General features: G+C 62.1%; 11 protein-coding genes. 6 read left to right on the plus strand and 5 right to left on the minus strand.

Translation table 11 applies throughout. The features are described from left to right. Nucleotides 1–537 precede the first annotated feature (537 nt). The 3 genes from M1P90_RS04800 to M1P90_RS04810 all read left to right on the plus strand — a co-directional run bounded on the left by M1P90_RS04800 (nucleotide 538) and on the right by M1P90_RS04810 (nucleotide 3,324). Complete coding sequence (locus tag M1P90_RS04800; protein ID WP_483701516.1) at nucleotides 538–1,020, plus strand: MerR family transcriptional regulator; 483 nt, start codon at nucleotides 538–540, stop codon at nucleotides 1,018–1,020. Between the two features lie 336 nt (nucleotides 1,021–1,356). Next, complete coding sequence (locus M1P90_RS04805; protein ID WP_483701517.1) at nucleotides 1,357–2,340, plus strand: aldo/keto reductase; 984 nt, start codon at nucleotides 1,357–1,359, stop codon at nucleotides 2,338–2,340. A 15-nt stretch (nucleotides 2,341–2,355) separates the two neighbouring features. Then, nucleotides 2,356–3,324, plus strand: a complete 969-nt coding sequence (locus tag M1P90_RS04810) for an aldo/keto reductase (protein WP_483701518.1) — start codon at nucleotides 2,356–2,358, stop codon at nucleotides 3,322–3,324. Between the two features lie 268 nt (nucleotides 3,325–3,592). Here M1P90_RS04810 and M1P90_RS04815 read toward each other — a convergent pair whose 3' ends face one another. Both M1P90_RS04815 and M1P90_RS04820 read right to left on the minus strand, forming a co-directional pair. Then, nucleotides 3,593–4,297 carry a hypothetical protein gene (locus M1P90_RS04815; RefSeq protein WP_483701519.1) on the minus strand — a complete coding sequence of 235 codons (705 nt, stop codon included), beginning with the start codon at nucleotides 4,295–4,297 and terminating at the stop codon, nucleotides 3,593–3,595. Between the two features lie 75 nt (nucleotides 4,298–4,372). Beyond that, nucleotides 4,373–4,954 carry a GNAT family N-acetyltransferase gene (locus M1P90_RS04820; protein WP_483701520.1) on the minus strand — a complete coding sequence of 194 codons (582 nt, stop codon included), beginning with the start codon at nucleotides 4,952–4,954 and terminating at the stop codon, nucleotides 4,373–4,375. A 263-nt stretch (nucleotides 4,955–5,217) separates the two neighbouring features. On the opposite strand from M1P90_RS04820, the gene M1P90_RS04825 reads away from it, so the two are divergent. Beyond that, a complete protein-coding gene (locus M1P90_RS04825) occupies nucleotides 5,218–7,314 on the plus strand; it encodes an acyltransferase family protein (RefSeq protein ID WP_483701521.1) in 2,097 nt (698 codons plus the stop codon). Nucleotides 7,315–7,660: 346 nt separating this feature from the next. Here M1P90_RS04825 and M1P90_RS04830 read toward each other — a convergent pair whose 3' ends face one another. Beyond that, nucleotides 7,661–9,202: a hypothetical protein gene (locus tag M1P90_RS04830; RefSeq protein ID WP_483701522.1), complete on the minus strand. Its 1,542-nt coding sequence runs from the start codon at nucleotides 9,200–9,202 to the stop codon at nucleotides 7,661–7,663. A gap of 136 nt (nucleotides 9,203–9,338) precedes the next feature. Here M1P90_RS04830 and M1P90_RS04835 point away from each other — a divergent pair, with 136 nt between their 5' ends. Continuing rightward, on the plus strand, nucleotides 9,339–9,866 hold the full coding sequence (locus M1P90_RS04835; RefSeq protein ID WP_483699014.1) for a winged helix-turn-helix domain-containing protein: 528 nt from the start codon (nucleotides 9,339–9,341) through the stop codon (nucleotides 9,864–9,866). A gap of 7 nt (nucleotides 9,867–9,873) precedes the next feature. Next, nucleotides 9,874–10,401: an IS630 family transposase gene (locus M1P90_RS04840; protein WP_483701262.1), complete on the plus strand. Its 528-nt coding sequence runs from the start codon at nucleotides 9,874–9,876 to the stop codon at nucleotides 10,399–10,401. Nucleotides 10,402–10,796: 395 nt separating this feature from the next. On the opposite strand, the gene M1P90_RS04845 is transcribed toward M1P90_RS04840, so the two are convergent. Both M1P90_RS04845 and M1P90_RS04850 read right to left on the minus strand, forming a co-directional pair. Next, a complete protein-coding gene (locus tag M1P90_RS04845; RefSeq protein ID WP_483701523.1) occupies nucleotides 10,797–11,783 on the minus strand; it encodes a prenyltransferase/squalene oxidase repeat-containing protein in 987 nt (328 codons plus the stop codon). Nucleotides 11,784–11,864: 81 nt separating this feature from the next. Continuing rightward, nucleotides 11,865–15,266, minus strand: coding sequence for a helicase-related protein (locus M1P90_RS04850; protein ID WP_483701524.1), 3,402 nt, complete (start codon nucleotides 15,264–15,266; stop codon nucleotides 11,865–11,867). Nucleotides 15,267–15,269: the final 3 nt, after the last annotated feature.

Raw genomic sequence — 15,269 nt, forward strand, 5'->3', positions numbered from 1 at the left:
GCCCTTCACTTCGTTGTGAACTGGCCAAGCTTAGTGCAGAAGGAATGCGATGCTCAACAGGAACATCGATACCACGAATCTCATCGGCGGGTAATGATGAGCACGCTATTCATTCGACCAGTTTCACCCAAGTGTCGGAAACAATCACACGATCCGCAGATCACGCCATGAAAACGAGAATAGCTGAAAGGCCCAGGGCTCGTTACAATGCGCCAAAACCCTCCTTTCTTTCTGGGCACCATGCCGCGTGAAAACAGCATCGCAAACTCACGCATGGCGCATGGCGCAGCCTGTGCTATCACACGGTATGGTGAATATACGACCGTTTGGGATTTTCACTATGTGTATAAAGAGCGTGATCCTGGCTGAAAAATACACGAATTCATACTGCGCTGGATGACAAAATGCTCACACGCGGCGGGAAGCAGCGGGATGGCTGAGCCAGGGGCACGGTTCGGTATAATACACATTCCAACTTGACTTAGAGCGCTCTAAGTTTTGTATCATTCCCGCAACGGCACACGAAAGGAGACGCCGATGGCCACGCTGCCAATGCACGAGCCGGCTGAATATACCATCCAGCAAGCTGCCGAGCTGACTGGTATGAGCGAGCACACGCTGCGCTACTATGAGCGAATCGGCCTGCTGCGCGCGGTGCGGCGCGATGAGTCGAGCGGGCACCGCCGCTATTCGGCCGACGACATTCGCCACATGGAGTCGATGGCATGCCTGCGCGCCACCGGCCTGTCGATCGGCCAGATGCGCCGCTATTTCGAGCTGGCCCCGCTGGGCGATGGCGGTGCGCGCGCGCGGCGGCAGATGCTGGAAGCGCACCGGCATGTGCTGGCCGAGCGCATGCGCCAGATGGAAAGCCACCTGGCCTACCTGGAGCGCAAAATCGCCTACTGGCAGGCGGTCGAGGAGCGCGACCCCGAGCGCTCGGCAGCGATCTCGCGTGATATTCACGAGCACCTGCTGGCCGATGCGCTGCAGCAGCATCACGAATCGGAGGAGAACTGAGCGCGGGGAGCGGGGGCGAGGGTTTGAAAGTTGCACGTTGGCGGGTTCACTGACTACTGCCTACTGCCGACTGTTTGGTTCTCAGTTCTCGGTCCCGTAAAGACGCAAAGGACGCGGAGAGCAGAGGGCGAGGGGTTGCAGGTTTACACGTTGCTGGTTGCAAGGTGCAGGCTCAATCCCAAAACCCCAGACCCTAAACCCTCATGCGGTTCCGCGGTTCGCGGTCTGGGCGTATGCGATACGCCGTTCGCGGTCTGGGCGTATGCGATACGCCCTTCGCGGTCTGGGCGTATCGCATACGCCGTTCGCGGAGCTTAGCTAGGAAGGATTCACGCCATGGAGCACGTTCGATTGGGCCGCACTGGCCTGCAGGTTTCGCGCCTGTGCCTGGGCACAATGACCTTTGGTCTGCAGTGCGATGAGCCAGGCTCGGTTGCGATCATGGATCGCGCCGCTGAGGGCGGCATTACCTTTTTCGATACCGCTGACGTCTACCCGCTCGGCGGCGACCTCGCCACGGTTGGGCGCACCGAGGAGATTGTTGGCCGCTGGCTGAAGGGCAGGCGCAGCAACTATGTGCTTGCCACCAAGTGCTTTGGCAAAATGGGGCCAAACGCCTGGGACCAGGGCAACTCGCGCAAGCACATTCTGGATGCGGTGGACGCTTCGCTGCGCCGCTTGCAGACCGACTATATCGACCTTTACCAGCTGCACGGCCCCGACCCAAGCACGCCAATTGACGAGACCCTGCGCGCGCTCGACGATGTCGTTCGCGCTGGCAAAGTGCGCTATGTCGGCTGCTCGAACTTTCTTTCTTACCAGGTGGCGCGCGCGCTTGGCCGCAGCGAGGCGCTGGGCGTGGCGCGCTTCGACTCGGTGCAGCCGCGCTACAACCTGCTGTTCCGCCAGATCGAGCGCGAGCTGCTGCCACTGTGCGCCGAAGACGGCGTTGGCGTGATCCCGTACAACCCGATCGCGGGCGGCCTGCTCAGCGGCAAGCACAGCAGCAGCGCGCCGGAAGGGCGTTTCACGCTTGGCAATGCGGGCAAGATGTACCAGGAGCGCTACTGGCACGAGCGCGAGTTCAGCACGGTTGAGCAGCTGCGCCCGCTGGCCGAAGAAGCCGGCATGTCGATGGTGCAGCTCGCCGTCGCCTGGGTGCTGGCCAATCCCACCATCACCGCGCCAATCGTTGGCGCGAGCAAGCCCGCCCAGCTCGACGACAGCCTGCGCGCCGCCGAAGCGCCGCTGCCCGCCGCGCTCAAAACGCGCCTTGACGAACTGACCACGCCCTACCGTATGGGCGACGCCGCCCGCTAATAAGGAGCAAAACCAATGCAGTACACCCACCTTGGCCGCACCGGCCTGAGCGTCAGCCGCCTGTGCCTGGGCACCATGAACTTCGGCCCGCAAACCAGCGAAGCCGACAGCTTTGCGATCATGGATCAGGCACTGGAGCAGGGGATTAACTTCTTCGACACTGCCAACGTTTATGGCTGGAAGCTGGGCGAAGGCATCACCGAGCAGATCATTGGCCGCTGGCTGGCGCAGGGCGGCCGCCGCGACCAGATCGTGCTCGCCACCAAAGCCTACAACAAAATGGGCGAAGGCGCGAACGAGCGCGGCCTTTCGGCCTACCACATCCGCAAGGCCTGCGAAGACAGCCTGCGCCGCCTGCAAACCGACCACATCGATCTCTACCAGATGCACCATATCGAGCGAACGACGCCCTGGGAAGAAATCTGGCAGGCGATGGAGCAATTGGTGCGCGAAGGTAAGGTGATCTACGTCGGCTCCAGCAATTTCGCGGGCTGGGACATTGCCACCGCGCAGAGCAGCGCGCAGCACCGCCACTTCCTGGGCCTGGTGTCGGAGCAAAGCCTGTACAACCTGAATGCGCGCACGATCGAGCTGGAAGTTATTCCGGCCTGCCGCCACTTCGGCCTGGGCCTGATCCCGTGGAGCCCACTGGCGGGTGGTTTGCTGGGCGGCGCGCTGCAAAAGGCCAGCGAAGGCCGCCGCGCCGACGAGCGCCAGCAGCAGCAGATGGAAAAATATCGCGCGCAGCTTGAGGCGTATGAGGGGCTGTGCAAGGAGCTGGGCGAACAGCCCGCCGATGTCGGGCTGGCGTGGCTGCTGAGCAACCCGGTCGTCACCGCGCCGATCATCGGGCCGCGCACCGCCGAGCAGCTCACCGGCAACCTGCGCGCGCTTGACATCACGCTTTCCGCAGAAACGCTCAAGAAGCTCGACGAGATCTGGCCCGGCCCGGGCGGCGAAGCCCCTGTGGCTTACGCCTGGTAGCGAATTAGGCCACGGAGAGCACGGAGGGAATAGGTTTTAATTCCAAATCTGCAAACAGAAAGCGCATCTGCGAACCAGGCTCTTGGCTTTGTAGTGCGTAGTGCGTAACTTGTAACACTCACCCAGATTTGGTGTAACTCGGTATTCTCTGTGCTCTCTGTGGCTCCTGATTCTGTGGTTCATGGGTCGAAGGTTCGCAGGTTTACATGTTCAGGGTGCAGGCCTAATCCCAAAACCCCAGACCCTAAACCCTCATGCGGTTCTGGCTCTACACCGCCCGGTAGATCAGCGTCCCCACAGCAGCGAGCGTGTACGCAATCACGCTGTATGTGATATACGGGTACTCGCGCAGGTTGCGCCCAACTTTCAGCCACGCGACAATCGAAATAACCGCCAGCAGCACGGCAAAGAACAGCCCCACCAGCACAAGGTCAAACGCGGCGTAGGCGAACCACGTAAAGGCGTAAACGACGCTGTTGAACAGCAGGATCGCCATGTCGGTGTTGTTGAAGCGTTCCATACGCTGCTGCGTTGCCAGCGCCAGCAGCGTGGCGTTCATCATCACGCCGCCTACGAAGAAAATGATATTCCCGGCATAGTAGTCGTTGATGAACAGGCCCTGGCACATCGTCCCCACAGGCGCTTTCGAATCGCAGTAGGTGTTCAGCGTAAAGCTGGCGACCTCGTGCCAGCCCTCGCCCGCGCCATACAGGTAGGCCCCGCACACAAACAGCGCCGCGAGAATTGTGTTGCCCCGCCGGCCCAGCGCGCGAAACTCATCGGTCACCGATTTCAGCACAAAAAACGACAGCGCGACCGTGATCGTCAGGAAGATCACCGTCTGGTTGATTTCGTGCAGGCGGATGAAGTCGTGCGGTTGCAGCAGCAGCCGCGTGGCGGGCAGCAGCCGCTCGATGATGATGACCAGCGCGGTGAGCGAGTAGAGCGAAACCAGCACGTTGGTGCGTTTCATGGCAACTCCATCTGTGTGCGGCTGCGGTTCGCTTGAATATGCGGAGCGCGCGGGCGCGGCGGATGAGTGCGGCGGCTATTCCTGCGCGGCCTGCTGCGCGTGCCATTCTTCCGCCAGCATGGCATACACCACCGAGTCGCGCCAGCGTTTTTTGGTGTAGTAGTTCTGCACCAGGTGGCCTTCGCGGCGCATGCCGAGCTTCTCCATCACGCGCATCGAGGCATGGTTGGCTGGGTCAGCAAAATCGCTGATGCGATGCAGCCTGAGCGTTGCAAAGCCAAACTGCACAATCGCCTGCATGGCCTCGGTGGCGTAACCCTGCCCCCAGACATCGCGCCGCAGCTGGTAGGAAAAGCTGCCCTGCTGCGCCTCGCCCAGCTCGCCGCCCGAGCATGCCAGGTTGATGTTGCCAATAACATCCTGCTCGTGCTGGCGCACAATCGCCAGGTAGAAGCGCGTGCGCGGCTGTTCCTGCGCATAGCCGATCATGCGCGCGACATACTGGCGGGTGCCGTCTTCGGTTTGCGGCGGGAACATCAGGTAGCGCACCACCTCGGGGTCGGAAACGTAGGCGTGCACGGCTGGCCAGTCTTCGGCCACGAAATCGCGCAGCAGCAGGCGCGGCGTCAGTATGCGAAACTCTTCTGTGTTGGTCATTGTTTGGCTCCACTGGTATAGATATCGTGTGTTGCTGCCGGGCGCGGCGTCTGGCGATTTCCAGCTTCGGGCTGGGCTTGCTGGGTGCGACCAGGGATATGGTATAGTACGAAAAATCGGCAGCCAGCAGATTCAATGCTATTTCAGCAGTTTCGCCCCTTTTGTGCTGGACATTGCGAAACCAGCCCGGCACTCCGTGCGCACGCTGGGCGTTGTTCAGCCTGTGCTGCCACCACCGAACGTGACGTGATCTCGAGGTTTCCATGCAGTCAGATAGCCCAGCACCGCTGCACCCTTCCACAGGATACATTCCGCAGATCGATAGCTTGCGCGCAATTGCAGTGCTTGCGGTAATTTTGTATCATCTTGACCCTTCGCTCCTGCCCGGTGGCTTTTCCGGGGTGGACGTGTTCTTTGTTATCTCGGGCTATGTGGTGAGCCGCTCGCTGGCCGCCGATGGCGCGGCATCGTTTCGGCAATTCCTTGCTGGTTTTTATGCGCGGCGTATTGTGCGCATCGTGCCGCCGCTGCTGGCCTGCCTGCTTGCCACGAGTATCGCCGCCACCATGCTTATCCCAAGCTCCTGGCTCAGCAGCACAAGCCAGAATACCGCCAAGTATGCGTTTATTGGCATGAGCAACGTTGCGCTGATCTGGTCGTCGGATGATTACTTCTCGCCACGCGCAGAGAATAACGCATTCACACACACATGGTCGCTGGGTGTGGAAGAGCAATTCTATCTCATCTTCCCCTTGTTGTTTTTTATCTGGATGCGCTGGCGGCGGCGCCCGGGTGCTCAGGGGATCGCTGCGAATGCGCTGCTGGCGCTGCTGTTCGCGCTGTCGCTGGCATATGCATGGTATGCGAGCTCCGCGGCACCAACCCGGGCATTTTATCTTCTGCCAAGCCGTTTCTGGGAGCTGGCATGTGGCGCGCTGCTTTTCCAGCTGCAGAGCAGGAACGATCCATTCTTTCGATCCAGCACTGCCGCACTTGGCGCGGGCTACTTTGGGCTGGCCTTGCTCGCCAGCTCGTTGTGGCTTTCTGCCGAGCAGTCGTTCCCCTTCCCGGGCGGGCTGCTGGCCGTTGCTGGAACTGCCCTGAGCATTGCGGGCGTGCAGGCACCACAGGCACACCATTCGCTGGCGGTGCGGGTGCTTGGGAGCCGAATTCTGGTTTGGATCGGCAAGCTTTCGTATTCGCTCTACTTATGGCATTGGCCGGTCATTGTGCTGCTCAAGTGGACGACTGGCCTTGAAACGCCGCTGCACATGGGGCTGGCCCTGCTGCTCACAGGCCTGCTTGGCGCGCTGTCGTTCTTCCTGCTCGAAAACCCGATCCGGCATAGCCGCCTTGTGCGCACGCAGCCGCGCTGGCGCGTGATCGCTGCGGGCCTTGCAAGCGTGCTGCTGGCCTATGTTGCTACAACGAATGTATTTGCGCATCAAAGCCAGATCAGCCTGAGCGTGACGCGGGATGCACGAACATGGAATGCCTATGCCTGGCCAAACCAGGCGACTCAGGCACGCGCACAGTGTAAAACAAAAGCGAGTTTTACCGAACCAAATGGTGGCAGGGTCACGATCTACGAGCCGATCAACTGCAAGCCGCAGCTCACGCAGCCGCGCCAGCTCTTCGTTATTGGCGACTCGCATGCCGGCGCGTATATGACGATGTTTTATACGCTGGCCGAAGAAAATGCGTTTACCGTAAAAACATACAGCCGGGGCGGCTGCAGTGCAGCCAGCCTTATGAGTTCGCTGAACGAGCAGGAGGCCGAGTGCAATCGGTTTATAAAGGCTGCGCTTCAGGATACGCAACAGCACGCTCGGCCGGGCGACCTAGTGCTGCTGGTAGCTCTCAATCTTCCCCGCCTGGTCGATAAGGCAACAGTGTACGACGAGCAGGTGCTGCTGGCTGCGCAGGAAAGCGATGCAGCACGGGCAGCGCGGGCTACGGCGCTTGCAGAAGCAGATGCGGTGCTCAGCACATTCGAGCAGCAGGGTCTGCGCGTGATCATGGAAGCGCCCAAGCCGGTGTTCAAGGCGCCTGCATTTCGCTGCTTCGACTGGTTCAACCGCAACAACCCGATCTGCGCTGGCGGGCTTGCCATGAGTCGCGATTACCTGCTGAAGTACCGCCAGCCAATCATGCGCTCACTCGATACCCTATCGGCAAAACATCCGAAGCTAATCGTCTGGGATCCATTTCCCATCCTTTGCCCCGCTGATCCGTGCGGCGCTGCCGATCAGGCCGGGCCACTGTTTTACGATGGCGATCACCTGAGCGCGCACGGCGATCGCGTACTCTATCCTTCGTTTCGCGATCTGCTCAGGCAGTTGTGGGCTGCCCAGGCGTAGCCTGTGTCGCATTCACTCTGCGCTCGGTTTAGAATGGCAGATATGAGTTCCAAACGCACAGACAGGGCGAAACGTTTACGAACGTTTCGCCCTGTCTGTGGCTATTACAGCGGTTTGCAGAATGACTGATACTAACTCCGTTTGATCACTTTTGTTTTCTGGTGCTGCGCCCCGGCGAAGCCGGGGCGCAGCACCAGAAAAAGAAAATTCGGGGGCGGCGAAGCCGCCCCCGAACCCCACGGTGTACAAGTATTCTTGCGGATTTGGTATGACCATTCAGGTGCTGGCGAGAACGCGTTGTAGAGCGGTAATATAACTGCCGACTGCAAACTGCTAGAGCTGCGCCCTACTGCTTTGGCGCGAAGATCCAGCGCGCGCCGTTCCACACCCGGTCGAAGTGGTAGGTCGGGTTTTGCGGGTCGTTCGGGTCGGCATAGTAGCAGCGCGCGTCCACCTGCACGTCGTACGCAATGCGCGGGTTGCCGGCGCTGTCGAGCGCAAGCGTGGGCGCGATGCCCTGCCACAGCGCCCCGTCACAGTTGTAAGGAATGGCCTGCGGGTTGGCCTGCTCCATTGCCGCCGCCGTTTCGAGCGTCGTGATGCGCCACTGCCCGTTGTCCGACTCGCACGCAACATCGCAGGCCGCGTAGCCAAGCTCGCCATCCTCGCTGATCCAGACCGCGCGCGGGTGGCCCTGCGCGTCCAGCTCCAGGTCGGCGCTTTCGCCATCGCCCTGCGCACCAATCGGCGCGTAAAACCACGAGTCGGCGTTCAGGCAGGCTGCGTTGCACCACAGGTACAACAGCCGATGGTTAAATTCAGCCGGGCTTAGCCCATCGCCAGTGAAGACGACGATGCGCGGGCGGTTGTTCGCATCCAGCTCGAGATCCCAGCTGGGGTGCGGGTACGAGCCGCCGCCACGCGGGATGAGGAACACGCGCTGCCAGCCGCTGGTCTGGTCGCAGTTTGTGTCGCAGCCATAGTAATAGATGCCATTTGGCGCTTCGCTGCCGTCTTCGTTCATGGCGATCACATCAGCCGCCAGGCGCGGGCGCCCGTCTTTTGTAAAGGTCAGCGAGGTGTTGTGGAAGATTTCGTAGTTGCCGGTGCCGACGATCCAGCGCCCAACCTGCGTTTGCTGCCAGTTATTCGCGTCGGTGCAGCCCGCGTCGCACCAGGCGTAAAACGCGCCATAGTGGTCGGGCTCGATGCCATAGTTGCGATCCTGGTAGACAAAGCGCGGGCGGCCCTGCGGGTCGAGCGCGAAGTAGTGCTGCGGCGTGTGCTGGTCGCTCACGTCGAAGATCGCCGTGCCATCGCTGGAGAACACGCGCTCGGTGGCCCAGTTGGCCGCGCTGGCGCAGCCCAGATCGCACGCGGCGTAGATATAATCCTTGCCGCCCGGGTACAGCACCGAGTCGCCCACGATCAGCAGGCGCGGCTGGCCGGCCGGCGTCAGCGCAAGCTGCACTTCTTCGGCGCGGCTGGTGAGCTGCACAAAGTGCCAGTTCGCCGCGTTGCCGCAGCGGTCGCCGTCCGGCGCGCAGACGCCATACACGGCGGCGGGCTGATCGGCCAGCGGCACGAAATGCACAAAGGCTGCGTGCATGCCGCCCGCCGCATCGACCTGCGCGCTGGCGCTGGCGGTTTTGATCGCTTTCGTGAGGTAGAGCGCGCCCTTGCCGGTATCGGCTGGCGGCGTGGTGCTGGTGCCAATGCTGCGCGCCATCGGCACGAAAATCTTCGATTTGCCAGCCTGCGTGCTGGAGGCGCTGGTTGCGGCCTGGGCCGTGCGCTGCGCCGATATGAATGCGCTGCTTGTTGCGGCTATCAGGAGCGCAAAGAGCAGAAGCGAGATTTTCCCTGGGTGGCGTAGGCGTGAAAACATGATCGGAGTGTCCTCTGTTGTACTTCAAAAAAGAGATCGCCTGCTTGCATTGATGAACAAGCTGAAAGCACACCTGGCGCAATTCCACCTGAGGTTTTTAGGGCAGTGATACCAAATACGGGTGTATACTTACAGCATGAGACGACTGAAACTGGCTGAACATCTGACGGTTGAGGAACTCGGGCAGCGCTATCGCCAGGCCGCCGATCCTGTCGCTCGCAGTCATTGGCAGATGCTCTGGTTGCTGAGCCAAGGCCGTTCCCCTACCGAAATCGCACAGGTCTGTGGTTACTCGCTGACCTGGTTGTACGCGATTGTCCGCCGCTACAACGCCGATGGTCCTGATCACGTCGGCGACCGCCGTCATCACAACCCTGGCCAGGCTCCGCTGCTCTCGCCCGCCCTGCGTGCCGAACTCGACAAAGCCCTCGAAGGTCCTGCCCCCGATGGTGGCGTGTGGACTGGCCCGAAAGTCGCCGACTGGATGAGCAGCAAGCTCGCTCGAAAGGTACACGCGCCACGCGGCTGGGAAGTCTTGCAGCAGCTTGGTTATCGCTCCTATGTCCCGCGTCCGCGCCATATCAAGGCCGATACTGAGGCGCAAGAGCAGTTTAAAAAAAACGCTTCCGCAAGCCGTCGCCCAGATCCAAGCCGAGCATCCTGACGCCAGCGTGGAGGTCTGGGGCGAGGATGAACATCGCATCGGCCTCAAACCGATCCTGCGGCGGGTCTGGTGCAAGAAAGGGCAGCGGCCACTTGTGACGGTTCAGCCGCGTTACAAATGGACCTACCTGTATGGGTTTGTCTGTCCGCAACGGGGCGAGAGTTTCTGGCTGCTGCTGCCACGGGTCGCGGTGGCAGTGTGGACGCTGGTGCTGGCCGAGTTTGCCGCTGCAGTCGGGGCTGGTCCGAGCAAACAGATTGTGCTGGTGATCGATCAAGCCGGCTGGCACAGTAGCAGTAAGGTGGTAGTACCGCAAGGCGTGCATGGAGTGTTTCAGCCGCCGTATTCGCCGGAGGTGCAGCCGGCCGAACGGTTGTGGACATTGAGCGACGAAGCGCTGGTGAATGAGCATTTCAGTGATTTGGACGCCTTGATTGAGGCACAAACAGAACGCTGCCGTCGCTTGCGTGAGCAGCCGGAGATCATTCGCACGCACACCCTCTTTCACTGGTGGCCCAAACCGACCATACCATAAGTGTTCACCCGTATTTGGTATGAAAGGTCGCGTTGCGCATCGCAATCCCTAACCTCCAATCCCTGACCTCTGCGCCGAAAGCACACCTAGCAAGACGCGCTGGTTTTTGGCGGGGTTACACGTTTTAGGAGGATTTTGCTACATCATTTGGCGGATTGTGCGGGGGCGGCTCACGCGGAGGAAGGAGCCGCAAAGAATCCAGAGGGCGCGGAGACTTTGGATGTTGCTCACTTCGTACGCTTATGCAACGGGCAAGCTTCCAGGAAGCTAAGCGGGTTATGAGGTTGAAACAAAACTGGCTTCAGCTTCCTGGAAGCTGAGCGCAGGGAAATTTAATTTTCCAGAGTACTCAGGGTGCTATACAGCCGTTCCTCGCCGCGCCGGGGCAGGGCCACTTACCCTGCTCCTTCGGCATACCAGCGCAGCACGCGCAGGGCGCGCAGGGTGTTCCAGCGGCTTGGCTCGCCCACGCCTGCGTCGATCTCGGCGGGCATGGTGCCGGGGTAGCGCGCGTCGAGCGCCCAGCGCCCGCTGCTGTCGCGCTTGGATGCAACGAGGTCAATCGCCTCGGCGGCGCGTGGGTCGGGCGGGCCGGCGCGGCGCAGGAACTCCAGGCCGCGCAGGATGTCGTAGTGCCACCATGTCGGGAAGGCGAACTCGGCCCAGCTCGCGCCGCCCTTGCGGTCGTGCGTGATGGCGGCGCCCGTTGTGCGCCGGCGAAACAGGTGGCGTTCGAGCAAATATTCCTGCCCGCGCACCCGTGCTGCCGCCACTTTCGCGCCGCCTTCGGCGCGCTGCTCATATTCAAGCAGGGCTTCCAGCACGCAGATCGTGGTGTTGAATGACGAGCGTGTCGAGCCGTTTTCGGCTTCGCAGTTCCACCCGCCGTCGGGCAGCTGCTCGGCCAGCAGGCGGCCCACGATGCGCTCGATGTTCTGGCCGAAGTAGGCGCCAGCCGCGCCAACCTGCCCGTTGATGCAGGGCTCGACCTCGCCGGCAAAGAACGGGTTGCCAACAAAATCCTCTCCCCGCCAGTTGCCGTCCCAATCCCATCCCTGCCACGCCACCTGCTCGCGCACGCGGCCCACCGCACGCTGCGCCGCCGCGCTGGCCGGATCGAGCCCAAACTCGCGCAGCAGCAACAGAACGTGCATCGTCGAGTCCCAGCCGCGATTCCACGCCCCGCCGCCCCACGATCCATCGGCGGCCTGCTGGGCCAGCAGCTGCGCGCCCCAGCCTTCGCTTGCACTGTTGGCGCGCTCGGCGGCAACCGCGTCGGCGGGTTCGTCGGCAAGGTCGCGCAGCACCTGCCAGCGAATCGCCGGGTCGGAATCGAGCAGCCACGCGATGACCGCAGGCTCTGGCTCTTGCGATGTGTTCATTGCTTCCCTGTAAATCTTTCTGGTAAGCGCCCGGCCAGTTCGTCGCAGGCGGCGCGGAGCCTGGCGATGTTCACGGGGTTGTCAGGCATAGATGTATTCATAGCAGATCAGCGTCAGTTGCTCGCGCTTGATGCGCTCGGGCGCGGCGGGCGTGCCGTTCGCTGCGGGCGCGATTTCGCCCTGCTGCTGGGCAAGCGTGCGAACCACGTCGACCAGTTCCTGCGGGTCGCTGGTTGCGCCATAGGCTGCTACGGCTTTGCGAAGCTGCTGGATGGCCGCGCCGACCAGCGGCTGCTTGAGGAATTTGCGCAGGTCGCGCAGTTCGGCGCGGTTGAACGCGGGGTTGTTGAGCTGCGTTTGCAGAATCTGCGCGACGATGTTTTGTTCTTCCGCCACCGGCTTGTTCACCAGCGCCGCCGCTTCCTGCTGCTCCACCGCGCCGAGAATGTTGGCGATCACTTTTTCCTGAATGTCGAACACATCGACCTCGTGATACGGCGGCGGGAAGCGCGGCGTGTCGGGGCGGCAGGCGATCAGTTGCATGATCTGGTAGCGATTGTCGATGATCTTGCGCGTGGTCAGGTCGTAGTAGCGCCAGAAATGCGCCCGCCCGCCGTCGCGTGGCGCAGTGAAATAAAAGAACATCCCCCTGGCGTTCGGGCGTTCCAGCGCGGAATGAATGCCGTCGTCGAGGTCGGTGAGCCATTCCTGCGCCTGGGTGCCCAGCGCGGTTTGCAGTTCGGCCAGCAACGCCTCGCTGCTCGCCAGTTCCAGAAATGTTTCCTGCTCGTCGATCACGGCGCTGTCTTCGTCGGCGATGCGCTTGAGCGTGTTGAAGTCGCGCGGCGTGACGACTTCGCCGAGAATGCTGGCATCCAGAAAGCCGGTCTGGTTGATCACTTCGATTTTGGCGGTCAGGCTGCGCACCAGGCCGAGTAATTCTTCCAGGGCGCGTTCGGGAAACATATTGAAGATCGACAGGGTCGCAAACGTGGTGCCGAGCCGGTCGATCCGGCCCGCGCGCTGCACCATGCGCGTCGGGTTCCAGTGCAGGTCGTAGTTGATCAGGTTGCCGCAGTCTTGCAGGTTCTGGCCTTCGGAAAGCACATCGGTGGCGATCAGAACGTCCACTTCGGCGTCGGTTCCTGCCACGTCGGGGTGGCCAGCGGCGACCGGGGCGAAATGTTCGATGATCCGGGCGCGGTCGGCGGATTTCACGCTGCTGTCGACGCGGCGAATTGTGGGTTCGCCGAGCCGCGCGCGCCATTCGGCCCCCGCTTCGCCCGCCAGCGCGTGGTGGAGGTAGCGCGCTGTGTCTTTGTAGTAGGTGAACAGAATCACTTTCTGGCCGCGCAGTTCGGTTTCCAGCAACTGTTTGAGCTGTTGCAGTTTCGCGTCGCGCTCGATGCTGATGCCGCCGATGTCGTGCCAGATTTCGGTCAGCGCGTCGATGTCGTCCTGAAGCGCGCGGTGCAGCTTGCGCCGGTCGTATTTGGCGGCGTCGAGGCGCGGCAGCGCGCCGATGATCGCGCGGGCGTCGGCGTGCGCGTCGAGCGCGGTGGCGCGCGATGCGGGCGCGTCGTCGGCGTCTTCGTCGTCGTCGTCGAGCAGCCGCAGGGCGTTCTGAAACGAGGCCGCGTCAAGCAGAATGTCGTCCTGCACGTATTCGGCAAAGGTTTTGACGAATTCCAGCGCGCGGCGGATCGAGATGCGAAACGCGTCGATGCTGGATTCGAGTCGTTTCAGAAAGCGGCTTTTGAAGATGCCGACCAGTGCTTCCTGCCGCCCAAGCTCGAAATCATCCTGCTGCTGCGCGGCGCGTTTGAATGTTTCCAGATTGTAGTGCGGCAGGCGCAAGCCTTCGATCCGGCGCACGATTTGCTGGTAGAACCCTTCGTAGGTCGCCTGAAGGTCGTATTCGACGGTGTGCAGACGGCGTTGCGGCCAGCTAATCGCTTCGCCGCGAATCGTGGCTTCGGGGTAGGCGCGGCGAATGAACTGCCGCGTGCGCCGGATGACCACTTCTTCGAGCAGGTTGAAAATGCGCACGCTGCCCTGTTCGACGGATTCGCGCCGCGCCGCCAGAAAATACGCGTACAGGTCGCCGATGCCCGCCGACGCGAAGTAGGTGCGGTCGTTGCCGGTGAACAGATTGATCTGGTTGTACAGGTCGAAAATGTTGTTGTTGATCGGCGTTGCCGTCAGCAGGATGAGCTTTTTGCGCCCGCCCGCGCGCCCGCGCCGCCCATTCGCCGCCAGGATCGTTTCGAGCTGCAAGTAGCGCCGGGCGCGTTTGTTGCGGAAGTTGTGCGCTTCGTCCACCAGGATGACATCGGCATCCGCGACATCGCGCAGATCCACGTCGTCGCCGCCGAGCCGTTCCTGCGTGATCACCTGGGCGGCGATGGTTGCGCCGCGCAGTTCGCGCTCCCACATGGGCCGCAGCGAGGCCGGGCAGATCACCAGCGCTTTCTGGCGCTGATGGTAGGCGTAGTCTTCCAGCAGTTTTTTGCCGATCCAGGTTTTGCCCAGGCCGACGGAATCGGCCACGATCACGCCATCGTACTGCACCAGAATGCGCCGTGCCTTGCGCACCGCGTCGTCCTGAAATTCGGCCAGTTCCACGGCCGAGCGCGTGGCGGGCGCGGCGCTGTCGGCGGCGAGGTCGTCGCGGAAGTATTCGTACAGCGCCTTCATGTAGATTTCGTAGGGGGTGTATTCGCGCCCGCCGAACTTCGAGTTTTCCAGCAGCTCGATCAGTTGTTCTTTGTAATCCGTGGCGCGTTCCCACTGGTCTTCGTACCAGCGCGACAGATCGAGGATCGCCCGCGCGCCGACCTCGCTTTTCAGCAAACGCCCCTGCTCCGGCACGAGGTCGGGCGCGACGGTTGCTTCGGCGTGGTGGCCGACGGCGCTGCGCGCCACCGGGTCGTCGATCTCGTCGTCGTCGAGCAGGGTTTTGTGCACGAGGTTGAGTTCGCGGTTGGTTGCCAGCCCCGGCCCGGTGAAGTTGCTGCTGCCGACGATCCCGACGCGTGGGATCAGGTCGCCCCAGATGCGGCGCGGGTCGCCGCTGCCATAGAACAGGTAGCACTTGGCGTGGAGGAACACGCGCCGCCCCGGTTCGCCGGGCGCGTGGCCGGTGTACAGCCGCACATCCACATCGCCGCGCCGCAGGAAGCGCACTAAATCTTCGACCAGGCGCAGCGTGGCTGGGCGCAGCGGCTCGGCGTTGAGTTCGTGGCGCAGAAACGCCGCCGATTCGGGGCGCACGCCGATGTCTTTGCCGGTGGCCGGTTCGTCGCCAAGCAGCAAGCGCAGCCGCCCGACGCCGGGCAGGGTTTCGCGCACGCGCTCGAAGCCGCGAATGCTGAAATACGCGGTGGCGATGTCGACCTGCTGGCCGGTCTGGCTCGCCAGCAGCGCGTTCAGAATATCCGCGAGCCGGTGTTCGATATTGTCGATGACGTAGGGGATGCGCATTAC

Source organism: Kouleothrix sp. 19917, from assembly GCF_057073505.1.

Coding starts and splice junctions, on each gene's coding strand:
- M1P90_RS04800 (WP_483701516.1), top strand. CDS start 538: ATGGCCACGCTGCCAATGCACGAGCCGGCTGAATATACCATCCAGCAA.
- M1P90_RS04805 (WP_483701517.1), top strand. CDS start 1,357: ATGGAGCACGTTCGATTGGGCCGCACTGGCCTGCAGGTTTCGCGCCTG.
- M1P90_RS04810 (WP_483701518.1), top strand. CDS start 2,356: ATGCAGTACACCCACCTTGGCCGCACCGGCCTGAGCGTCAGCCGCCTG.
- M1P90_RS04815 (WP_483701519.1), bottom strand. CDS start 4,297: ATGAAACGCACCAACGTGCTGGTTTCGCTCTACTCGCTCACCGCGCTG.
- M1P90_RS04820 (WP_483701520.1), bottom strand. CDS start 4,954: ATGACCAACACAGAAGAGTTTCGCATACTGACGCCGCGCCTGCTGCTG.
- M1P90_RS04825 (WP_483701521.1), top strand. CDS start 5,218: ATGCAGTCAGATAGCCCAGCACCGCTGCACCCTTCCACAGGATACATT.
- M1P90_RS04830 (WP_483701522.1), bottom strand. CDS start 9,202: ATGTTTTCACGCCTACGCCACCCAGGGAAAATCTCGCTTCTGCTCTTT.
- M1P90_RS04835 (WP_483699014.1), top strand. CDS start 9,339: ATGAGACGACTGAAACTGGCTGAACATCTGACGGTTGAGGAACTCGGG.
- M1P90_RS04845 (WP_483701523.1), bottom strand. CDS start 11,783: ATGAACACATCGCAAGAGCCAGAGCCTGCGGTCATCGCGTGGCTGCTC.
- M1P90_RS04850 (WP_483701524.1), bottom strand. CDS start 15,266: ATGCGCATCCCCTACGTCATCGACAATATCGAACACCGGCTCGCGGAT.